The organism is Devosia sp. Root685, from assembly GCF_001427875.1.
In the GTDB taxonomy this organism is placed as follows: Bacteria; Pseudomonadota; Alphaproteobacteria; order Rhizobiales; family Devosiaceae; genus Devosia.
Window position 1 is genome coordinate 218,879 of sequence record NZ_LMHK01000003.1, and the last position, 21,786, is coordinate 240,664.

At 61.1% G+C, this 21,786-nt stretch carries 22 protein-coding genes and 1 pseudogene; 5 read left to right on the plus strand and 18 right to left on the minus strand.

Translation table 11 applies throughout. The features are described 5' to 3' along the window. Nucleotides 1-17: 17 nt before the first annotated feature. Nucleotides 18-425, plus strand: a complete 408-nt coding sequence (gene rbfA, locus ASD83_RS16270; RefSeq protein WP_056312871.1) for a 30S ribosome-binding factor RbfA — start codon at nucleotides 18-20, stop codon at nucleotides 423-425. A 2-nt stretch (nucleotides 426-427) separates the two neighbouring features. Continuing rightward, on the plus strand, nucleotides 428-1,336 hold the full coding sequence (truB, locus tag ASD83_RS16275) for a tRNA pseudouridine(55) synthase TruB (RefSeq protein WP_056312874.1): 909 nt from the start codon (nucleotides 428-430) through the stop codon (nucleotides 1,334-1,336). A 256-nt stretch (nucleotides 1,337-1,592) separates the two neighbouring features. On the opposite strand, the gene ASD83_RS16280 is transcribed toward truB, so the two are convergent. The 5 genes from ASD83_RS16280 to ASD83_RS16300 form a co-directional block, all read right to left on the minus strand. Continuing rightward, nucleotides 1,593-2,264, minus strand: a complete 672-nt coding sequence (locus ASD83_RS16280; RefSeq protein ID WP_082561279.1) for a TetR/AcrR family transcriptional regulator — start codon at nucleotides 2,262-2,264, stop codon at nucleotides 1,593-1,595. 132 nt (nucleotides 2,265-2,396) lie between these two features. Next, nucleotides 2,397-3,287 carry a ribokinase gene (locus ASD83_RS16285; protein WP_056312878.1) on the minus strand — a complete coding sequence of 297 codons (891 nt, stop codon included), beginning with the start codon at nucleotides 3,285-3,287 and terminating at the stop codon, nucleotides 2,397-2,399. Then, nucleotides 3,284-3,823 carry a DUF1697 domain-containing protein gene (locus tag ASD83_RS16290; RefSeq protein WP_056312880.1) on the minus strand — a complete coding sequence of 180 codons (540 nt, stop codon included), beginning with the start codon at nucleotides 3,821-3,823 and terminating at the stop codon, nucleotides 3,284-3,286. The genes ASD83_RS16285 and ASD83_RS16290 overlap by 4 nt, the downstream gene beginning before the upstream one ends. A gap of 69 nt (nucleotides 3,824-3,892) precedes the next feature. Further along, on the minus strand, nucleotides 3,893-4,933 hold the full coding sequence (locus ASD83_RS16295) for an FUSC family protein (RefSeq protein ID WP_056312882.1): 1,041 nt from the start codon (nucleotides 4,931-4,933) through the stop codon (nucleotides 3,893-3,895). 1 nt (nucleotide 4,934) lies between these two features. Beyond that, nucleotides 4,935-6,149 (minus strand): HlyD family secretion protein, encoded by a 1,215-nt coding sequence (locus tag ASD83_RS16300; protein ID WP_082561281.1) that lies wholly within the window; start codon nucleotides 6,147-6,149, stop codon nucleotides 4,935-4,937. Nucleotides 6,150-6,256: 107 nt separating this feature from the next. Between ASD83_RS16300 and ASD83_RS16305 the strand changes: the two genes are divergently transcribed. Next, entirely contained in the window at nucleotides 6,257-6,727 is a 471-nt protein-coding gene (locus ASD83_RS16305; RefSeq protein WP_056312886.1) for a MarR family winged helix-turn-helix transcriptional regulator, read from the plus strand. On the opposite strand, the gene ASD83_RS16310 is transcribed toward ASD83_RS16305, so the two are convergent. From ASD83_RS16310 to irrA, 3 genes are all read right to left on the minus strand, one after another. Further along, the gene (locus ASD83_RS16310; protein ID WP_056312888.1) at nucleotides 6,724-7,314 is read right to left on the minus strand and encodes a YdeI/OmpD-associated family protein; all 591 of its coding nucleotides are present in this window, start codon (nucleotides 7,312-7,314) and stop codon (nucleotides 6,724-6,726) included. The two genes, ASD83_RS16305 and ASD83_RS16310, sit on opposite strands and share 4 nt — an antisense overlap. Nucleotides 7,315-7,318: 4 nt before the next feature. Beyond that, nucleotides 7,319-8,155, minus strand: coding sequence for an arylamine N-acetyltransferase family protein (locus ASD83_RS16315; RefSeq protein ID WP_056312889.1), 837 nt, complete (start codon nucleotides 8,153-8,155; stop codon nucleotides 7,319-7,321). 196 nt (nucleotides 8,156-8,351) lie between these two features. Continuing rightward, nucleotides 8,352-8,795: an iron response transcriptional regulator IrrA gene (gene irrA, locus ASD83_RS16320; RefSeq protein WP_056312892.1), complete on the minus strand. Its 444-nt coding sequence runs from the start codon at nucleotides 8,793-8,795 to the stop codon at nucleotides 8,352-8,354. Between the two features lie 186 nt (nucleotides 8,796-8,981). Between irrA and fabA the strand changes: the two genes are divergently transcribed. Then, the gene (gene fabA / locus ASD83_RS16325) at nucleotides 8,982-9,512 is read left to right on the plus strand and encodes a 3-hydroxyacyl-[acyl-carrier-protein] dehydratase FabA (RefSeq protein WP_056312894.1); all 531 of its coding nucleotides are present in this window, start codon (nucleotides 8,982-8,984) and stop codon (nucleotides 9,510-9,512) included. 87 nt (nucleotides 9,513-9,599) lie between these two features. Next, nucleotides 9,600-10,826 carry a beta-ketoacyl-ACP synthase I gene (gene fabB, locus ASD83_RS16330; protein ID WP_056312896.1) on the plus strand — a complete coding sequence of 409 codons (1,227 nt, stop codon included), beginning with the start codon at nucleotides 9,600-9,602 and terminating at the stop codon, nucleotides 10,824-10,826. A 337-nt stretch (nucleotides 10,827-11,163) separates the two neighbouring features. On the opposite strand, the gene ASD83_RS16335 is transcribed toward fabB, so the two are convergent. The 10 genes and pseudogenes from ASD83_RS16335 to ASD83_RS16375 all read right to left on the minus strand — a co-directional run bounded on the left by ASD83_RS16335 (nucleotide 11,164) and on the right by ASD83_RS16375 (nucleotide 21,757). After that, on the minus strand, nucleotides 11,164-12,060 hold the full coding sequence (locus ASD83_RS16335; protein WP_056312898.1) for a hypothetical protein: 897 nt from the start codon (nucleotides 12,058-12,060) through the stop codon (nucleotides 11,164-11,166). Between the two features lie 238 nt (nucleotides 12,061-12,298). Beyond that, entirely contained in the window at nucleotides 12,299-12,493 is a 195-nt protein-coding gene (locus ASD83_RS16340) for a hypothetical protein (RefSeq protein WP_156386016.1), read from the minus strand. Nucleotides 12,494-12,671: 178 nt separating this feature from the next. Next, entirely contained in the window at nucleotides 12,672-13,652 is a 981-nt protein-coding gene (locus ASD83_RS16345) for an ABC transporter substrate-binding protein (RefSeq protein ID WP_056312902.1), read from the minus strand. Nucleotides 13,653-13,681: 29 nt separating this feature from the next. Further along, nucleotides 13,682-14,794 carry an ABC transporter permease gene (locus tag ASD83_RS16350; protein ID WP_082561282.1) on the minus strand — a complete coding sequence of 371 codons (1,113 nt, stop codon included), beginning with the start codon at nucleotides 14,792-14,794 and terminating at the stop codon, nucleotides 13,682-13,684. Further along, nucleotides 14,794-15,660, minus strand: a complete 867-nt coding sequence (locus tag ASD83_RS16355) for an ABC transporter permease (protein ID WP_056312904.1) — start codon at nucleotides 15,658-15,660, stop codon at nucleotides 14,794-14,796. Before ASD83_RS16355 ends, ASD83_RS16350 begins: the two co-directional genes overlap by 1 nt. A 145-nt stretch (nucleotides 15,661-15,805) precedes the next feature. Beyond that, nucleotides 15,806-16,591 (minus strand): ABC transporter ATP-binding protein, encoded by a 786-nt coding sequence (locus tag ASD83_RS16360; protein ID WP_056312905.1) that lies wholly within the window; start codon nucleotides 16,589-16,591, stop codon nucleotides 15,806-15,808. A 157-nt stretch (nucleotides 16,592-16,748) separates the two neighbouring features. After that, nucleotides 16,749-18,200, minus strand: coding sequence for a dihydropyrimidinase (hydA, locus tag ASD83_RS16365; protein ID WP_056312907.1), 1,452 nt, complete (start codon nucleotides 18,198-18,200; stop codon nucleotides 16,749-16,751). Nucleotides 18,201-18,271: 71 nt separating this feature from the next. Then, nucleotides 18,272-18,775: pseudogene (locus tag ASD83_RS21510) on the minus strand (endonuclease domain-containing protein). A 163-nt stretch (nucleotides 18,776-18,938) separates the two neighbouring features. Then, nucleotides 18,939-20,189 carry a Zn-dependent hydrolase gene (locus ASD83_RS16370; protein ID WP_056313326.1) on the minus strand — a complete coding sequence of 417 codons (1,251 nt, stop codon included), beginning with the start codon at nucleotides 20,187-20,189 and terminating at the stop codon, nucleotides 18,939-18,941. 71 nt (nucleotides 20,190-20,260) lie between these two features. Beyond that, nucleotides 20,261-21,757: a CoA-acylating methylmalonate-semialdehyde dehydrogenase gene (locus tag ASD83_RS16375; protein ID WP_056312909.1), complete on the minus strand. Its 1,497-nt coding sequence runs from the start codon at nucleotides 21,755-21,757 to the stop codon at nucleotides 20,261-20,263. Nucleotides 21,758-21,786 lie beyond the last annotated feature (29 nt).

Sequence of the window (21,786 nt, forward strand, 5' to 3'; positions counted from 1 at the left end):
GCCTAATCCGCTTGCCCATGAAAAAAGACAACAAGCCTCTGGGTCCGAGCCAGCGCATGCTGCGCGTTGGCGAATTGGTGCGCCACGCGCTGGCCGACGTTTTTGCGCGCGGTGACATCGAGGACGAAGCGCTGGTCGGTTCGGTCCTGACCGTGCCCGAAGTGCGCATGACGCCCGATCTGAAACTCGCCAATGCCTATGTGATGCCGCTCGGCGGCGTGCATGCCGAAGAGATCGTCGCCGCGCTCAATCGTCATGCCAAATTTATCCGTGGCCGCGTCGCGCCGCGTATCAACCTCAAATACGCCCCCGACATCCGCTTCTATGTCGATGACACGTTTGAGGAAGCTGGCCGGATCGACGAATTGCTGCGCTCGGATCGCGTCAAGCGCGATCTCGACGAAGACGGTAGCGACGAAGAATAGCCGTGACCGAACAGAAAAAATCCAAAAAGCGCCCCATTTCCGGATGGGTTGTGCTCAATAAGCCCTATGACTTCACCTCCACCCAGGCGGTGGGCAAGGTGCGCTGGCTCTTTTCCGCCGCCAAGGCCGGCCATGCCGGCACCCTCGACCCCCTGGCAACGGGCATCCTGCCGATTGCTCTCGGCGAAGCCACCAAGGCCGTGCCGCAAGTGCAAGACGGCACCAAGATCTATCGCTTCTCGATCGTCTGGGGCAGCGCCACCACGACCGATGATCGCGAAGGCGAAGTGATCGCCACCTCGGACGTGCGGCCCGACAGGGCGGCGCTCGAAGCCGTGCTGCCGCGCTTTACCGGCCTCATCATGCAGCGCCCCCCGATCTTTTCGGCCCTCAAGATCGATGGCGAACGCGCCTATGATCTCGCCCGTGCCGGCGAAACGGTCGAACTGGCCGAACGCCCAATCGAAATCGACACCCTCGTGCTCCTCGAACACGGCGCCGAACAGAGCGTTCTGGAAGTCACCTGCGGCAAGGGCACCTATGTGCGCTCGCTCGCCCGCGATATCGCCGAAGTTTTGGGCACGCGCGGCCATGTCGGCAGCCTCCACCGTGCCGCCGTCGGCCCGTTTTCCGATGAAGACGCGGTAACGCTCGAAGAATTGGAAGCCGCCGAAGCCGGCGAAGCCCGCGACGCGCTCCTGGCCCCGACCTCGGCCGGTCTCGTCGATCTCCCCGAAATCCGCCTCGACGCCAGCCAGGCCAGCGCCGTCGGCAATGGCAATCCGGTGCTTCTTACCGGCGCCGCGGCCCCCGCTCAACTCGACGAATGCTGGGTGAGTTTCAAGGGCAAGGTGGTGGCGACGGGCTCGGTCGAATTCGGCCAGTTCCAGCCGCGGCGGGTTTTCCACTGAGGCATCGGCCGGTTAGTGCAATCATCCTCCGCGCGAAATGCGGATGCGCTTGGGCGTGTCTTTTTCCGTAACCTCGAGCCATTGCACGTCGGTAGCGGTCGATTTGGTATCAAGCAGTCTGTCGAGGTCGAGGCCATGCTCCGAAAGGTGTCGGCGCGCCTCGGCCGGTAGCAGACCGGCGAAAAACGCAGCGGACCCAAAGGCAGCGTCAGGGTCTCCTGCTTTACGCCATCGGCATATTTTTCGATATGGATATTCATTCTGTCAGCTCCTTGTTGTCGGAAGAAAGTGAGGTCGGATCGAGTTGGCCGAGAGCCTGGCTCAGCCGCCGCACCAGCGCGCCGGGCTCATGGACGCCGAGGGCACGCTCGATAAGGGTAAAGGTCGCTTTGAGACGGGCGGCATATTCTTCGCCCGACCAGTTGAACCGCCCCCCGCCCAGAAGCGTGGCCTGCCCGGCAAGAATGAACTGGAGGGTGGAGAGGGGGTCATCGACCTCGAATACACCCTCTTTTCGTCCGTCTTCCACAATGTCGACCAGAACCGGCCCAATGCGGCGCACGAGGGACACATTGACCCGTTCATGCAGCGCGCTGTTTTCCGGCCTGTTGAGCGCCTCGACCAGATAGTCTTCCGAGCGGTCGACGAGCTTTAGCGCCCAGACGGCTGCGGCCAACCGCTCGAGCCCATTGCCCGGGTGCCGGCCAGCGGTTTCGGCCGCACGCGCCATCTGGTCCACCAGCTTTGTTGCCAGCTTTTCGAGCAGATCATCCCGGGTGCGGAAATACAGATAGAACGTACCCTTTGCGATCCCGGCGGCGGCGGCGATCTCTTCTATGGAAACATCGGCAATGCCCCTGTCGCGAAACAGCCGGGCGGCACTCTCGGCAATGATGCTCGATTTGTCGTCCACCCTGGTTCGTGCCATGGTCGCCTTCTTCTAATTAATGACTGATGGTCATTAATTAGAAGAAGGCGTTCAGCGCGTCAAGGGAGCGAACAATGAGGAATGAAAAAGGCCGCCCTCGAGGGCGGCCCGCAGCGGTTTCTATATGATCCTTTAAACCAGCGCGTCCACATCCCCGGCCAGCGGAATAGCCGGCTGCGCGCCCGGATTGAGACACGCAAGGCTCCCCGCCACGGCCGCGCGGCGCATGGCCGTTTCAAGCGTCATTCCAGCATCAAGGCTCGCTGCCAGATAACCGCAAAACGTATCGCCTGCACCAACCGTATCGACCGGAACCACCTTATAGGCCGGCACCGCAAACTTGCCCTCCGGCGAGGCCGCCCGCGCCCCATCTGGGCCCAGGGTAACGACAATGGTGCGCCCGGTCTTTTTCACCCACTCGTCCATGGCGGCATCGAGTTCCTCGATGCCGCGGCCCGAAAGCAGCGCAAATTCGGTTTCGTTGGCGACGACGATATCGGCCAGCGGCGCGAGTTCGGGAGTGTCGGCGAGGAAGGGCGCGGTATTGAGCACGCTGCGCGCACCCTTGGCCCGGGCAATTTCGAGCGCCCGCCGCGTTGCTGCCTGCGGAACCTCCTGCTGCAGCAGGATCGTGTCATTGGGCGTCAGGCCACCCAGCGTACGCTCGGCATCCTCAGCGCTTACCGTGCCATTGGCACCGGGCAGGATAGCGATGACGTTCTCGCCCGCGCTATCGACAAAGATCATGGCGATGCCGGTTGCAGCACGCGCCTTGCGCATCTGGCTGAGATCGACCCCGCCCTCCTGCAACAGCTTCAGCGCCATATCGGCAAAGGCATCGTCGCCCACGGCCGAGACATGCCGCACATCGGCTCCGGCGCGGCGCGCGGCCAGCGCCTGATTGGCGCCCTTGCCGCCTGGCGCCATGGAAAAGGTGCCGCCTGCAACGGTTTCGCCGGGTGCCGGCAGACGCGAAACGGTGCCGACCTGATCGAGATTGGTAGAGCCGAAAACAACGATCACTTGAGGACCTTTTCTATGGTGTTCCAGTTGCGCATGGTGTCAAGCACGCCCTTGCCCAGCTTGGCATAAAGCGGCTTCAGCACCTCCTCGACGCCTTCCGTATAGCGCCCGTTGGGCTGGCGATAGCAGGCAATGTAGATTTCCCTTGCATCGATGCGGACGATCTCGGTGTGGCCGGGCCTGTCCTCGATGACCACGCCCTTGGGCAGGGGCTCATCGGACATCAGCACATGCCGGGTCACGTCGGCCGCGGGATCGATCCTGTCAAAGGGATGCTCGGCGAGCATTTCCTTGATCTCGCCTTCGCTGCGCAATACCACGCCGACCTTAAAGCCAAATTTTTGCTCGATGCTCTTTTCGAGGAGGGTCTTGCTCTCGGCTGGGCCGGCTTTGCTCAGAAAGCGGACATTGCCACTGGCGAGAATGGTCTTCACGTCCTCAAACCCCGCCTCTTCGAGACAGGTTTTCAGTTCAGCCATCTTCATCTGGCGCTTGCCGAGATTGATGCCGCGCAGAAAAGCGACGTCCAAAGCCATGTCCCGCCCCTCCATCGGCGCCAACACCCGCCGCCCGATGTAGCACCGGGCGGCGAGTGATTGGAAGGCTTAGGAGGCGACCGGCGCCAGTTGCTCGGGACTATCGTCACGTTCGACGAACATGGTTTCAAGCAGCGACAGCAGCACGATGCCAGCCAGCATGATGCCGACGGTGATTGAGACGCGCTGCACCACAACCTCGAAGGCCGAATTGGTGCCGTAGATCGAGGACAGCACCACCACCAGCGCCACCGAGCACACATATTGATAATATTGCGGCCGCGCCGGCCCGGTGGTCATCCGGTCGATCAGCACATAGGTGATGGCGGCCAGCAGCAACAACAGCACGATAAACTGAGGCACGAGATTGTAGACGAACAGCGCCAAAATCCCGACGATTGCGCCGATGATGGTGCCGCCGCCGCGATCCACCACCTGCTCGATACGCCCGCCATGGTCGGGCTCGGCGCAGATGAAAACCATCATGATCGGCGCGATAAGCAAGCTGATATTATTGGTCGCGTAGGTAGCGATCAGCACGGCGAGATAGACCGCAACGCGAATGCCCAGTTCCACCGCCGGATTGCGCGACACATGCGGCTTTGGTTGCTCCACGTGCACGCGCTTGGTTTTCGGCGGAAACAAGAGGTTGGTGACGACGGCCGCCACCCCCACCATCAGCCCGCCCGAAACCATGCTGTCGCGAATGGCGACCAGTGCATATTCATTGTAGAGCGCCGAAATCGACATCATCGCGGGAAAGACCGTCAGCATCATGCCGGCGCGCGAGCCGCGGAACAGCATGAGGGCAATGCCGCCTGCCGCCAGCACCACATTCATGATGATGAAGAGCATCGGCTCGTTGACCGTTATGGCCGCGAGCCAGGAGAAAATGACGGCGATAACAGGCAGCATGATCGGCCCGGCAAAGGTGCGCGGCGTCAGGGCGCCGCGCTGGCCGGAAAGAATGCTCATGCCGATCGCGATGGGCAGCATGGGCTGGCTCATGCCCAGCGGCTCGGCCAGCGCAAACAGCAGGACGACGCCGAGCATGGTGCGGAGTGCGAGATAGGGATCTTCCAGCGGATCGACGCGCGGCAGCGTTTCCATTTTAGTTAAAGCCCGACATCACGCTCGAAAAGCCGAGCATGATCCGCGCGATGACAGGCACGATGCCGCCTTCATCGGGGAGGATCAGGGCTGCCGCTTCCGAGCCGATCCGCACATTGGGGGGAAGCGAAGCGGGATCGTCGATGCTCACGCGAACCGGGATTTTCCGGGCCGGCGGGAACCAGCGTGTGTCGGTCGAAGACTGGGCGAGGCCATTAGTGGAAGTGCGGCCGCTCGAAATGCCCCAGGCAATGGAATCGACCGTCGCGTCGAACTGTTTTCCCGGCGCGGCTTCGAACACCACCACGGCCTTGTCGCCAGCCTGCACATTGACCAGTTGGTTCTCGCGGAAATCGACGAGTACAGAGCCGCGATCGCCCGAAATGAAGGTCATAACAGGAGAACCGGCAGCGACGAACTGACCCTGGGTCAGCAGCAGATTGGACACGTGTCCATCGGTCGGCGCCACCACCGTGGTGCTTGCAAGCGCAAAGCGCGCCTTTTCGACGCCGGCCAGCGCGGCGCGATAATTGGGATTGGTATCGTCAAGCGCACCGGCCGAGGTGGTGACGCGATCGAGTTCCGCCTTGGCGGCCGCGACATTGAGCTCGGCCGTCTGGAAATTGCCCTCGGCTTGGGTCTTCTGGGCGTCGGTCACAAGGCCGCGGTCATACATCTGCCGCGTGCGCTCGACGGCATCTTTCGCCGTCACCAGTGCCACATCGGCCTGGCTCAATTTGGCCTGGGTCGCGGGAATAGCGGCGCTCGCCGAGGAAATATTGGTCGAGGTCAGATCGAGCTGTGCCTCGGCCTGCGCCACGTCCATCTTGAAGGTGGTTTCGTCGATGCGGAACAGCGGATCGCCCGCCTTGACGCTCGAATTGTCCGTGACCAGCACTTCGGCGACAGGGCCCGCCACGCGAGGCCCGATCTGGGTCACATTGCCCATGACGGAACCGCCCGAGGCGAAAGGCGCGTTATGGTCCGAGAGCGGATACCAGGCAATGGCGCCGCCCAAAATGACGAAAAGGCTGAGGCCCACGATCCGTGCCTTCTTGCGGCTGCGCGAGGGCTTTGCTGGTTCCCCGGCAATTTCCGCGGGCGCGACAGGCGCGGCTTCGGCCGGAACGGGCGGGATCACGGCAGGCCGGGATTCGGCGCGGGCGGTATTGGCGGCTTGAATGTCGCCTTCGGTCATAGGAGAAAGCTTGGCCATTTCGGTGTCTTCGATTGCTGGTGTGTTGGCAGCTATCTAGTCCCGAAAAAGTACCTTTGCAAGAAAGTATCTTTGCAAAATAGTAAAAACTGGATAAAGGAGGGGGCATGCAGGATCGGATCGAACCATTGATGCGCGAATTGACCGACGAGATGAGCCGCGGCTATCGCGCCTTCTCGGCAGCGGCGGGCATCAACATGTCCGACATGATGGCCATCCGCTTCGTCAGGGATCAGGAGGGTCAGGCGACGCCAACGGCGCTCGGCCGGTATCTCGGCATGACCTCGGGCGCGACGGCCATCCTGATCAACCGGCTGGAAAAAGACGCCTATGTGCTGCGTGAGCAGCACCCCAACGATCGCCGCGCCACCCTGCTGCGGGTCGGGCCGGGGGCCGAGGAGATGGCGCTGCCCCTAACCCGCAGCGCCAAGCGCCTGCGCGAAACCGTGCTGGCGGATTATTCGCGTGGTGATATCGAGGTCATCGAGCGGTTCCTTTCCGATATCGTCGCGGCGCTGAAACTGCGCAATGCGACGCTGGAGGAGGATTTGGCCGTGAAGGGGAAAGAGGGGGCCTAGGACCCCTGCGGGTGGATCGTTTCGCCCCGCGCCAGCATTTCCACCAGACTGGCGATCTTCTTCTTCCGCCCCGCCTCGGTCTTGAGATTGTGCACGCGAAACGTCAGCGCGAAGCGGTTTTGCGCCGTCAGGCCTTCATAGGTCTTCAGCGCATCCGCATTGGCCTTGATTGCGGCCAGCAGGTCCTCGGGCGGACCCATCGTGGTTTTGTAGGCCGCGTCCCAGCGTCCGTCCGCCTTGGCGAGATCGACATGCTTCTCACCGTGCCCGGTCATCAACCCCGCCTCGCTTAACCGCGCGACATTGTCGCGATTGATCTGGCTCCACACCGATTTGGGCCGGCGCGGGCAATAGCGCTGCACGAAACTCTCGTCGTCCCAGCTCTTCTTGATGGCGTCGATCCAGCCCCAGCAAAGCACGGCGTCGATCGCCTCGACGGGCGTGATCGTCGGCTTGCCCGAGGCCTTCTTGAAAATCCGGATCCAGACTTCGGGCGCACTGTCGTGGTTTTTCGCCAGCCAGTCGTAAAACGACTGGAAATCGGGAAACTCACGCAGCGCCTCCAGCGGCACCGTAACAGGCGCCATGGCGCTACTCGGCCGTTTCGGGTGGGATGGGGTGGAAGCCGGCCAGCCTTGCGTCGAGCTTTTCGCTCTCGGGCAGGGTCAGGCCCAGCTCTTCAGTCAGCACGGCGCGCATGTCCTCAACCGAAGTCAGGGTGCGCTTTTCCGCCGCTTCCCCGGTCGGCTGCACGGTGAACAGGTCATTGTGCACCTTCAGCCGCCGCCCGCTCGGGGCGAGGGCCGCGCGCAATTGCAGCGTGAAGGGCGAGGCGGGATTACTCGAAAGGTCGCGGTTGAGGTCCCAAAGGTCCACTTCGTCCACCGCCTCGGTGGTAAAGACATAGACCCCGCGCCACTCTTCCCCGATCTTGACCTCGAGCGTCCAATCGGGATCGCTGCCGGTCAGTCGGAAAGTTTCGTGCGGCGTCGCCTGTTCGGAGCTGGCGCGCAGACGCAGCGGCGCCGTCAGGCTCAGACCGCCAAAGCCCACATCGGCGATATAATTGGTGCCCTTGATATCGACGAGCAGCAGCATGTGGCTCGGCGGCGCGGCAATGGCTTCGGGATTGGTCCAGATCACCCGTGCCAACAGCGGCCGCACCTCATAGTCGAGGTCTTGGAGGATCCGCATGAAGAGGAAATTGTGCTCGAAACAGAAGCCGCCACGCCTCTCGATGAGCAGCTTTTTTTCAAGGCTTTGCTGGTCGAGCAGCACCGGTTCCCCGATCAGCGGCGCGATGTTTTCAAAGGGAATGACGGCTGGATGCAGCGCATGCAGCAATTCCAATGTCTGGATAGTAGGCGCGATCGAACCGGCAAAGCCGATTCGCTCGAAATAGGCATTGAGATTGACCTTTTCGGGCATCGACCACCTTCGTCGCTGTTTCCTGGGTCCCACTATATGGGGAAAGGGTTAGCATTTGTCACGGGGTAGAGACGCTAGGCTGACCACAACCACGGCGTCATTCCCGCGAAGGCGGGAATCTCGTCAGTGCAAGAGGGGATTCCCGCCTTCGCTGGAATGACGCTTGTTCACTTTGAAAGTGCGTGGCGGAAAAGCCTCAGACCGCCGCCTTGCGCACGCGGATCACCACGTCGACATGGGCCACTTCCATGCCCTTTGGAGGCTTGGGCAGGGCTTTGAATTCGACCGATGAGGCCGGGATATCGATCATCCGCTGTTCGTCTTCCACAAAGAAATGATGGTGGTCGGACGTGTCGGTATCGAAATAGGAGCGCGACGCATCGATCGCCACTTCGCGCAGGAGCCCGGCTTCATGAAACTGGTGCAGGGTATTGTAGATGGTGGCTAGTGACACATTCACATCGGCCGAATTGGCCTCAGAATGCAACTGCTCGGCGCTGACATGGCGATGTGGGCCGCCAAACAGCAGCTCGGCAAGGGCAACGCGCTGCCGCGTGGGCCGCAATCCAGCCATACGCAACACCGCCGTCAGGCAGGGCGTGTGGGACGCGGGACGGCCGGCAAGGTCAAAATCGGTCATTGGGCCAGTGCTACTCGTCTCATTGGTCCATAAAATCTGACCTTCGTTATAGGGGCGGCAGAGGTTTGAAACAAGTCGCTGAACTGTCACAGCCCGCACACGCTTGCGCCCCTTGGCCTTTGGGCTGGCTTGACCCCTTTTCCGCACCTCTATACGAGACAAGGCTTGAGCGAAGTGGGGAAGGTAATGTCGGACCGCCAACACGCATTTGGTTATGAAGAGTTGCTGGCACATGGCCGCGGCGAATTGCCCGGCCAGATGGACGCGCGCCTGCCCGCGCCGCCCATGCTGATGTTCGACCGCATCACTCAAATCGACGAGACCGGGGGCGATTTCGGCAAGGGCCTCGTGCGCGCCGAACTCGATGTGAACCCTGATCTGTGGTTCTTCAAGTGCCATTTTATCGGCGATCCCGTCATGCCCGGCTGCCTCGGCCTCGATGCCGTCTGGCAGATGACCGGCTTTTTCCTCGGCTGGATCGGCCAGCCCGGTCGTGGCCGCGCTCTTGGGGGCGAGATCAAGTTCACCGGCCAGGTGACCAATGACGTCAAGCTCGTCGAATACGGCATCGACATCAAGCGCGTCATGCGCTCGCGCCTGACCCTCGGCATCGCCGATGGCTGGGTCAAGGCTGACGGAAAATTGATCTACGAAGCCAAGGACTTGCGCGTTGGTCTTTTCACCGATGCCCAGCTCCACGAGCAGAAGTCGGCCTGAGCGGCCTTAATGCCGTACCGAACTGAAACTATATAGAGTGAAGCGCCGGGCCCCATGGCGACGTCACGAGACTAGAGCGAGGATTCTATGAGACGAGTAGTGGTAACCGGCATGGGTATCATTTCTTCGATCGGCAACTCGCTCGACGAAGTCACCGACAGCCTGCGCCAGGCCAAGCCCGGCATTATCTTTGCCGAAGATTACGCCGAACTGGGTTTCCGTTCGCAGGTCAAGGGCGACCCGCGCCTTGATCCCTTCGAACTGCTCGATCGTCGCGTCACCCGTTTCATGGGCAAGGGCGCGGCCTGGAACTATCTCGCCATGCAGCAGGCCATTGCCGATGCAGGGCTCGAGGAAGCTGACATTTCCAATCCCATGACCGGCATCGTCATGGGGTCTGGCGGCGCCTCCACCCGCACCATCGTCGAAGCCGCTGACGTGACGCGCGAAAAGAAGTCGCCAAAACGCATCGGGCCGCTTGCCGTCCCCAAGGCCATGGGCTCGACGGCTTCGGCGACGCTGGCCACATCCTTTGCCATCAAGGGTGTCAATTATACCATCACCGCCGCCTGCGCGACCTCCAAGCATTGCATCGGCAATGCCATGGAACAGATCATGCTCGGCAAGCAGGACGTGGTTTTTGCCGGCGGCCACGAGGATCTCGATTGGACCCTTTCCAATCTCTTCGACGCCATGGGCGCCATGAGCTCGAACTATAACGACACCCCCGAAAAGGCCTCCCGCGCCTATGACGCGGCCCGCGACGGCTTCGTCATTTCCGGCGGCGCCGGCGTTCTGGTGCTCGAAGAGCTCGAACATGCCAAGGCACGCGGCGCAAAAATTTGGGCCGAACTTGTCGGCTATGGCGCAACTTCGGATGGCGTCGACATGGTCGCGCCCTCCGGCGAAGGCGCCGAGCGCTGCATGCGCATGGCGCTTAAAAACATCAAGGCGCCGATCGACTACATCAACCCCCACGCCACTTCCACGCCGGTTGGCGATCTCAAGGAAATCGAAGCCCTCCGCGCCGTCTTCGGCAATGAAGGCAAGTGCCCGCCGATCTCGGCGACCAAATCGCTGACCGGCCACAGCCAGGGCGCCACGGGCGTCCATGAAGCGATCTATTCGATCCTGATGATGCGCAATCGCTTCATCGCCGAAAGCGCCAATATCGAAGTGCTGGACCCCGCCTTCGAAGACATGCCCATCCTCCGCCAGCGCCGCGACAACGTCGATCTCGGCCACGTGCTATCCAATTCGTTCGGTTTTGGTGGCACCAATGCGGCCCTGGTGTTCAAGCATCCGGACGCTTAGGGCTTTCGTTCAAGTGACAAAAAATCCCCGCTTTCGCGGGGATTTTTGTTTGTAGCTTCACCACCAAAGTAGCCCTCATGGTGAGGTGCGGAACGGAGTGGAGCCTCGAACCACGAGGGCGTGCCCCCGATGCCTCTGTGCCACGCCTCGTGGTTCGAGGCTTTGCGGTGCAAAGCACCTCACCATGAGGCTACTGAAATGGCGGCGAAGGAAAAACGGGGCCTTTCGGCCCCGCTTCGTCACGTCACGAGAAAAATAATAATAATCAGCCAGATCGGAATGCCGAGAAGCCAGAGAGCCAGACCTTTGAACATGGTATTTTCCTTTCTCTCAGTGCTTAAAAGCGACGGAAGACGTCGGTGAGCACAGTGTTCTCATCGCGGTGATTGCCACCCTTCTGGGCCGCCCAATAGGCGCCGATAGCCGACACGAGCGTCGTTGCGGCAAGAAGGAAGGCGGCGATGATAGCGGTGTTGCGGGCAATACGCGCTGCTTCAAGCGCATCCTGCTTGGCGCCTTCGATGGAGACGATCACCTGGTCGACCCGGGCCGCGGACTCTTCCGGCGTCAGACCGGTATTGGCCGCAACCACCGAGGCAAGATAGGTGCGATCGGCATCCGGCACGGTGCCGTCACCCAGGGCGGCCTGGGCAAAGATACGCGCCGCTTCAGCCCGGCTTGCGGTCGTGTCGCCAGCCACCGGCTGTTCGGCACGGAACAGCTGATCGGTGAAGTAGGCATTGGGATCGATCAGGTCCGCCGAGCCTTCGGCAACGTTTGAGGTTGCGGTGGTGGCCGTAGCCAGCGCCGAACCGGCCATGTTTGCCGCTGCACCCACGCCGCCCACGGCGATAATCGCGCCGAGCACGGTAGCCCCAGCCCAAACGATCAGGCCATGAGCGCCATCGCGCACATCGCTTTCGTCTTCCGTGGCATCAAAATGCCGGCGGCGCAGGCGGCCTGCCAGATAGCCACCGGCCATCAGGCTCGAAATCTGCACCCAGAGGAACCAGCTTGCCGCGGCAATGCCGATCAGAATGCCCGGAGCGCCTTCGCGCGAATGGAAATCGACGAAATTCAGACCAATGGCGGTGCCAAAGGCGATGAACAGCAGGGAAATGGCCGAGGCGAAGATGATGCCGGCAATGATTGCGGACCAATCGACATAGCTCGCGCCCTCGCGGGTGGACGATGCGTCGACAACGGCGACTTCAGTTGGTTGTACAATGGTCATGGTGCTGGCCCTCGTTCACGCGAGGCCGATGAAGGACAGGATTGCCATGACGATGACGACGAGGCCAACGAGATAAATAATGGAATTCATGAAATGCACTCCGGCAATTGAAATGTGACATCTCAACTGGCGGAAGGGCGATTTCGTTCCGGTCGCGAAGCGAAAGCGGGGGCCGGTTTTTCGGCAAAGAAATGCCCAAAAACAAGGAACTAAAGCGCGAGAACCTGATTGGGCGGCTCTAGCCCGTATATTGCCTGACATAGGCAATGATCGGCGCCAGATGCTGCGGGTTGGTCCACAAGAACCAGCCGCCCGCCGCTAGCGCCAGCACGATGGCAATGCCAACGACCTTTTTGACGACCGAAAAGATCAGCCAGATAATGACAACGGCGCCAGTGCCGAAGCCCATAAGGGTAAGCGGGTCTGTCGGCATTTTCGTCTCCTCGGCCTTTTGCGCCTTTTGCAGGGCATCAGTGGCAATTTCAAGCCCGCCATTGGTCCCCGTTTCCGGCTTTCGCCGGGGTGACAACGGGGAGGAAAGAAGAGTGCCAAAAAACCAAAAAAACGGGCAGGGATCGCTCCCCGCCCGCCAATTCTAAAACGCTTGAAAATTACTTCAACGCGTCGGTGACGACGGTGGTGTAGGCGCCTTCGGGCTGAGCTTTGATGATCGACTGATCCAGCAGTGCCTTGACGGTACGATCATAGGTTTCCATGTTCAGCGCCGGGTCGGTCGCGTCGACGAGCTTGGACACCTCGCCGACCATATAGAGCTGGTGCGCCAGTTCCGCAGCGCCGGTTTCGTCGCTATCGACGACAATCTGCGCGGCTTCTTCCGGGTTGTCGAGCGCGTATTGCCAGCCCTTCATCGAGGCGCGGACAAAGCGCGTATAGGCATCGACCTTGGCCGGATCCTTGAGCGAGTCTTCGAGCACATAGAGGCCGTCTTCGAGGAGATCATTGCCCATCTCGGTATAGTTGAAGATGGTCAGATTATCCGGGCCATAGCCGGCATCGAGCGCCTGGCCATATTCATTATAGGTCATCACTGAAATGCAATCGGCCTGGCCCTGGATCATCGGCTGGATATCAAAGCTCTGCTGCAGGACGGTGACGCCGCCGGCCGAGCCGTCGGTCGCAATGCCTTCCTTGTTCATCCAGGCAAAGAACGGATATTCATTGCCGAAGAACCAGACGCCCAGCGTGTGCCCGGGGAAATCGGCGACGGTTTTGATTTCCTTTTCGACCGGACAGATCATCATCAGACCCGAACGCTTGAACGGCTGGGCGATATTGACGAGCGGCACGCCGGTTTCGCGGGCCGCCATGCCAGCCGCCATCCAGGTGACGATAATATCGGCGCCGCCCCCGGCGATCACCTGTTCGGGGGCAATGTTCGGGCCGCCGGGCAGGATCGTCAGGTCGATATCTTCTTCGTCATAAAAGCCCTTGGCTTCGGCAACGAGATAGCCGGCAAACTGGGCCTGCGTCACCCACTTCAATTGCAGGGTCAAAGCATCGGCCGCAAAGGCACCCGGCATTGCCGCCAGCGCCATCGTGCCCGCCATCAGACCGGTGATAAGAGTTTTCATTCTGTCGTTCCCTTTTCCCTGTTTCTTAACTACGCCCGTCCACCACGGACAGACGGATGCCAGAAGGTGACGCCCCTTTCTATGAGAGCGATCACCCCGTAGAAGGCGGACCCCGCGACCGCGGCAACCGCGATCTCCGCCCAGACCAGGTCGATGGCGAGACGCCCCACCCCGGTCGAAATCCGGAAGCCCATCCCCACAACAGGCGTTCCGAAGAATTCCGCTACGATTGCGCCGATCAAGGCCAGAGTCGAGTTGATCTTGAGGGCATTGAAAATAAACGGCCCCGCAGCGGGGAGGCGCAGTTTAACCAGCGTCTGCCAATAGTTGGCAGCATAGGTCCGCATCAGGTCGCGCTCGATGGTGGAGGCTGCGTTGAGCCCCGCCACCGTATTGACCAGCATGGGAAAGAACGTCATGGCGACGACGACGGCAGCCTTCGATTGCCAGTCGAAACCGAACCACATGACCATGATCGGCGCGATGCCGATGATCGGCAACGCCGACATGAAATTGCCGATCGGCAGCAACCCGGCTTTGAGGAAGGGCGAACGATCGACCGCAATGGCGACGATGAGCCCCGCAAGGCAGCCGATGATGTAGCCGGGAATGACGGACTTGACGAAAGTCTGCACGAAATCGGCCCAGAGAATCCCGCGTGAATTCTCCAACTGTGCCCCGATGGCCGAAGGCGCCGGCAGCAGCACCGGCGGCACATTGGCGCCGCGCGTGACGATTTCCCACATCACCAGCAAGGAAATGCCGAAGACCGCCGGAATAAGCAGCCCCATGGTTTTGCGCGGCACCGTGCCCTTGCGAATTTCGCCCGAAAGCTGATCGACAAACAGCCAGGCAAAAGCCCAGGCGCTCACCATGGCAAACCAGTAATGCCCCGGCATGGCGCTGCCCCTCGGCAGGGCCAGCACCAGCGCCACGGCGATCAGCACGGCAGCCAATCCGTCGAGCCAGAAGCTGATGGGGCGGAACACGAAGCGCACCAGCGTCAGCGCGCCAAGTCCGACGGCCACGGTGAGGAGAATGTCCGCATCCGCCGAGATCGCGGCGCCAACGAGACCGCAAAGCGCCGTGAGCCCGCCCAGCAGCGCCAGAACGGATTGCAGGAGACTGAGACCGGATTTCATCATGCCCGCACCCCATTGCGCGCATTGACCCATTTCTCCGCCGCCCCAACGATTGCTACCAGCACCGCCGCCAGCCCCGCCGCCAGAAACAGCGCTGCCCAGATCTGGATCGTCTGGCCATTGTAGGAGCCTGTAAGAAGCCGAACTCCCAACCCGCCACCCGCCGCATTGGAGAGTTCCGCGACGACCGCACCGATCAGCGAAATGGCAATGCCCACCTTCATGGAGGCAAAGAGCATCGGTAGCGCCGCTGGCCAGCGCAATTTCCAGAACACCTGCCAGGGGTTAGCGTCATAAGTCCGCATCAGATCGAGCTGGATCGCCTCGGGCGAGCGCAGCCCCTTGACCATGCCGACAACGACCGGGAAGAAGCTGAGATACATCGAAATCAGCGCTTTCGGCACCAGCCCCGTCAGCCCGATCGCCCCGAGCCCCACCACCACCATGGGCGCAATCGCCAGGATCGGAATGGTCTGGCTGGCGATGATCCACGGCATCAGCGAGCGATCCGCCGCATCATTGTGCACAATGGCGACCGCCAGCGCGACACCCAGCCCCGTCCCAAGCACAAAGCCGAGCAGCGTCGCCGACAGCGTAATCCAGGCATGCAGCGCCAGGGACCGCCGGGAGGTAAATTCAAGCCCCATGGTCGCATTCCAGATTTCGGAAAACACCTGATGCGGCACCGGCAAGATCGGCTTGTCCTGCGCCCAGGTCTGCTGGGCAAATTCGAAAAACGGCACATCGGCCAGATTGGCGCGCTCATTGAGAATGGTCTGCCAAGGCGCATTCATCCAGATCGCCGCCGCGTACCAGAAGATAAAAATGGCGATGAGGATGGTGAGAATTGGAAGGACGCGGCTCATGACGGGAACACCCCCACCCAACCTCCCCCTGGAAGGGGGAGGGGTGGCGCCTGTGGCCTACGCGCGATCTGGCCCAACCCACCAGTCGGTCCCTCCCCCTTCCAGGGGGAGGCTAGGTGGGGGTTGTTCTCGGGAGTACGATAAATCACACCACCTCCTCATAAGAATGCCCAGCCCTCAATCCATCCCTTACCCGCGCCGCAATCGCCAAAAACTCCGGCGTCTCGCGAATATCGAGCGGCCTTTCCTTGGGCAGGTTGCTCTCGATGATATCGGTCACCCGCCCCGGCCGCGGTGACATCACCACGATTTTCGTCGACAGATAAACCGCCTCCGGAATCGAATGCGTCACAAAGCAGATCGTCTTCTGCGTCCGGTCCCAAAGCTTGAGCAGCTCGGAATTGAGATGATCCCGCACGATCTCGTCGAGCGCGCCAAACGGCTCGTCCATCAGCAACAAATCGGCATCGAACGCCAGCGCCCGCGCGATGGACGCCCGCTGCTGCATGCCCCCCGACAGCTGCCATGGATACTTTTTCTCGAACCCGGAAAGGTTCACCAGGTCCATGGTCCGCTTGATCCGTTCCGCCTGCTGCTGAGGCGAATGCCCCATGATTTCGAGCGGCAGGGCGATATTCTTCTCGATCGTCCGCCATGGATAAAGCGCCGGCGCCTGAAACACATAGCCATAGGCGCGATTCTTGCGCGCATCTTCCGGCGTCTGTCCGTTGATGCGCAACGTGCCAGAGGTTGGTTGTTCAAGATCGGCAATGGTGCGCAAAAACGTCGTCTTGCCGCAGCCCGAAGGCCCGATGAAGGAAACAAAGTCACCCTTCTCGATAGTCAGGTTGACGTCGCTCAGCGCAACGACATCGCCGTCATTGGTGGAAAAGGTCAGGCCAAGATTTTGGGCGGAGACGACGGGGATCATGAGAAGGCCCCCTCACCCGTCTCGCCCTCTGGGCGATCCACCCTCTCCCCAAGAGGGAGAGGAATAGCGAACACCGTACCATTCTTCTCCCTCTCGGGGAGAAGGTGGCGCGCAGCGCCGGATGAGGGGGGGCTCGCCTCGATCAAGAAATTCACCATCAAACCCCCGTCGCCGGAATACCCGTCCGCTCCACCTTGCGCGGCGCGACGATTTCCTTCCATTGGCTCAGCGCCCGATTGACCGGATTTTTCGCCTCGCGCGCCACGAATTTTCCATGGCCCGGCTCAGCCTTCACTTCGCTTTCGACGATGGAAACCTTGCCGCGGCTCAGCACAAAGCGCGGCATGCCGGTCACCTCAAAGCCTTCAAACACATTGTAGTCGATCACCGACTGCTGGCTCTTTGCCGTGATCGTCTTCTTCCGCTTCGGGTCCCAGACCACCAGGTCGGCATCGGCACCAACCATCACCGCACCCTTTTTCGGATACATATTGAGAATCTTGGCAATGTTCGTCGATGTGACAGCCACGAATTCATTGGGCGTCAGCCGGCCGGTATTGACCCCTGCCGTCCATAGCACCGGCAACCGATCCTCAAGCCCGCCCGTGCCGTTGGGAATTTTGGCAAAATTCCCCACCCCATTGCGCTTCTGCGCGGTGGTAAAGGCGCAATGGTCCGTCGCCACACAAGACAGCGACCCCGCCTGCAACCCCGCCCAAAGCGAATCCTGATGCGCCTTGTTGCGGAATGGCGGCGACATCACCCGCCGCGCCGCATGGTCCCAATCGGGATTAAAGTATTCGCTTTCGTCAAGCGTCAAATGCTGCACCAGCGGCTCGCCATAAACGCGCATGCCCTTCTGCCGCGCCCGGCGAATGGCTTCGTGCGCTTGCTCGCAGGAAACGTGCACGACATAGAGCGGCACCCCGGCCATATCGGCAATCATGATGGCCCGATTGGTCGCTTCGCCTTCCACCTCCGGCGGCCGCGAATAGGCATGCCCCTCTGGCCCGTTATTCCCCTCGGCCAAGAGCTTGGCCGTCATCGCCGCAACGACGTCGCCATTTTCGGCATGCACCAGGGGCAGGGCGCCGAGCGCCGCGCAGCGCTGGAACGAGGCGAACATCTCGTCGTCGTTCACCATCAGGCTGCCCTTATAGGCCATGAAATGCTTGAACGAGGTAATGCCGCGGTCGACCACCTCGGCCATTTCATCAAAAACCTGCTCGCCCCACCAGGTCACCGCCATGTGGAACGAATAATCGGTCGAAGCCTTGCTGGTTTTGTTGTCCCACATCTGCAGCGCTTCGAGCAGCGATTGATTGGGATTGGGCAGGCAGAAATCCACCACCATGGTCGTCCCGCCAGCCAGCGCCGCCCGCGTGCCGCTCTCAAAATCGTCCGCCGAATAGGTGCCCATAAAAGGCATTTCGAGATGGGTATGCGGATCGATGCCGCCGGGCATGATGTAGCAGCCGCTGGCATCCAATACTTCGTCGCCAGACAGGTTTTGCCCGATCTCGACAATGACATCGCCGTCGATTTTGACATCAGCCACGTAGCTGAGATCAGCCGTGACAACGGTGCCGCCCCTAATAACTTTGCTCATATCTTCGTTCCCTTGCATTCCCTCAGCCCACCCCGCACCCCTCAGCGCTTTTGGTGGGATTGTTGTTTTTCCTACGGACGCGCAGCCCCCTCATCCGTCTCGCCCTGCGGGCGAGCCACCTTCTCCCCAAGAGGGAGAAGAACAGATCGTGCCTGATTGAGAAAGTTGGCACCGTTCGCGCCACGCACACCTCTTATTCCTCTCCCTCTCGGGGAGAGGGTGGCCGGAGCGTAGCGCAGGTCGGGTGAGGGGGAGCCCTCAATGACGCTCAGGATTGACAACAAAACACCATCACGACTTTGCAGCACGTCCCCATTCCAGAAACGCAGCACTCCATAGCCTTCCGCATTCAGATATGTCGTCCGAAGCACATCGTTGGCATTGTCGGCATGCTGCCCGCCATCAAGCTCGATAATCAGTGCAGCCTCACGACAGGCAAAATCGGCGATGTACCGTCCCACTGGAAACTGCCGCACGAACTTTCAGCCACCGAGTGAGCGATTGCGCAGCGCATACCAGAGCCGGTTCTCGGCATCCGTAGCGTTCCGACGCAATTGGCGGGGCCGGGTGTTCACCAACGCGCCCCCTCATCCGCCCCTGCCGGGGCACCTTCTCCCCGATGGGGAGAAGAACCACGCAGCCTCAAACATCCTTCCTCTCCCCCTTCGGGATACTTTTCAGCGACCAAGGCCTGGCAAAGCCAAGTCGGTGAGGGGAGGTCGATAGAGTGCACGAAGGTCACTCCACAATCTCCGCCGTTTCCACCACCGCATGGAACAGCACATCACACCCTGCCGCCGCCCATTCCATCGAAATATCCTCAGCCTCGTTATGCGACAGCCCACCGACGCACGGGCACATGACCATCGTCGCCGGCGCCACTTTCGCCGCCCAGCACGCATCATGCCCGGCACCAGAAATGATGTTCATGTGCGAATATCCCAGCTTCTCCGCCGCCGAACGCACCCGGCCAACCAGCGTCGGATCAAACGTCACGGGATCGAAATGCCCCACGGCCTCGACCGAACAGCCAACCCCCAGTTCCGCACAAATATCCGCCGCCTTGGCTTCGATGGTGGCGCGCATGCGATCGAGTTTTTCCTGGCTTGGCGTGCGCAAATCCACTGTGAACACCACAGTCCCCGGCAGCACATTCCGCGAGTTCGGCGAGAATTTCACCTGCCCCACACCCGCCACAGCCCCCGGCTGTTCGCTCATCGCCACGGCCTGCACCATTTCAAAAACCCGCGCCATGGCGAGCCCGGCATTCACCCGCATGGTCATCGGCGTCGAGCCGGTATGCGCCTCCCGCCCGGTCAGCGTGAATTCAAGCCACCACAGCCCCTGGCAATGGGTGACGACGCCAATCTGCTTTTCCTCGGCCTCGAGGATCGGCCCCTGCTCGATGTGATACTCGAAATAGGCATGCATTTTCCGCGCGCCCACCTCTTCCTCGCCCACCCAGCCGATCCGCTTCAGCTCATCGCCAAAGAGTTTCCCGTCCATGTCCTTGCGGCCATAGGCATAGTCGAGGCTATGCACCCCGGCAAAAACCCCCGAAGCGACCATGGCCGGCGCAAACCGCGCGCCCTCCTCATTGGTCCAGTTGGTCACGACGATAGGGTGCTTGGTCTTTATCCCGAGATCATTCATCGAACGCACGACTTCGAGCCCGGCCAAGACGCCCAGCACGCCGTCATATTTGCCACCGGTCGGCTGCGTATCGAGATGGCTGCCAATGTAAACTGGCAGCGCGTCGGGATCGGTCCCCGCCCGCGTCATGAACATGGTGCCCATCTTGTCGACGCCCATGGTGAGCCCCGCCTCGTCGCACCAGCGCTGAAAGAGCTCGCGGCCTTCTTTGTCGCTATCGGTCAGCGTCTGCCGGTTATTGCCGCCAGCCACGCCCGGACCAATCTTGGCCATGTCCATCAGGCTCTCCCAGAGCCGATCGCCATTGATACGAAGGTTTTCACCGGGAGAGGTCATGGTTTTGCTCATAATTCTGGTTGGTCATGGAAAAGGCCCCGCCGTCGCAATGCGAGGCGGGGCCAAGTATGCTATTTGAGGCTCGGGAAGGTAAACTCCGCCCCGCCCTTGATGCCGGCCGGCCAGCGGGTGGTGACGGTTTTGAGCCGCGTATAGAAATGCACGCCCTCGGGCCCATAAATGGAGTGATCGCCAAACAGGCTCCGCTTCCAGCCGCCGAAGGAGTGATAGGCCACCGGCACCGGGATCGGCACGTTGATGCCCACCATGCCCACTTCGATCTTGTCGGCAAATTCACGCGCGGCGTCGCCATCGCGGGTAAAGATCGCCGTGCCATTGGCATATTCATGCCCATGGATCAGGTCGACGGCGTCCTTAAAACTGTCGCGGCGGACGACGGAAAGCACGGGCCCAAAAATCTCTTCGCGGTAGATCTTCATCTCCGGCTCGACATTGTCGAACAGCGTTCCGCCGACATAGTAGCCGTTCTCATAGCCCTGCAGCGAGAAGCCGCGGCCATCGACCACCAGCTCGGCGCCTTGTTCGACGCCGGAGTCGATATAGCCGAGAATCTTGTCGCGGTGCATTTTGGTGACCACCGGACCCATTTCGGCATCCTTGTCGGTCGCAGGGCCGATTTTGAGGCTTTCAACGCGCGGCTTGAGCTTTGCGACCAGCGCATCGGCCGTCGCCTTGCCCACCGGCACCGCTACCGAAATCGCCATGCAGCGCTCGCCGGCCGAGCCATAACCCGCGCCCATCAGCGCATCGGCCGCCTGGTCGAGATCGGCATCGGGCATGATGATCATGTGGTTCTTGGCGCCGCCGAGGGCCTGCACCCGCTTACCCGCCTTGGTGCCGCGCTGATAAACGTATTCGGCAATCGGGGTCGAACCAACGAAGGACACGGCCTTCACATCGGGATGGTCCAAAATCCCGTCGACCATTTCCTTGTCGCCGTGGATCACATTGAGAATGCCCTCAGGCAGCCCCGCTTCCATGAAGAGGTTCCAGGCGAGCATCGGCGCACTGGGATCACGCTCCGAGGGCTTGAGGATAAAGGCATTGCCGCAGGCAATGGCCGCCGGATACATCCACATCGGCACCATGGCCGGGAAGTTGAACGGCGTAATGCCGGCGACGACGCCCAGCGGCTGGCGATCCGAATAGCTGTCGATCGACGGCCCGACATTGCGCGAAAATTCGCCCTTGAGGAGCTGCGGAATGCCACAGGCAAAATCCACGCAATCAATGCCGCGCGCCACTTCGCCCAGCGCATCGTCATGCACCTTGCCATGTTCTTTGGAAATCTCGCGGGCGAGATCGTCAGCATATTGATCGAGCAGCGCCTTGAATTTGAACATCACGCGGGCGCGCTTCATCGGCGGGGTATTGCCCCAGGCGACCTGCGCCTTGACGGCGCTGGCCACGGCCGCATTGAGTTCGTCCAGCGTCGAGAGCGGCAGCTCCGCACTCTGCTCACCGGTTGCCGGATTGAACACGGGCACGCGCCGCGTCGAGTTCGACACATACCGCTTGCCGCCCACGGCATTCTCGATTGTCAGCATTTCGGCCTCCCCTCCTTGTTGGGAACAAA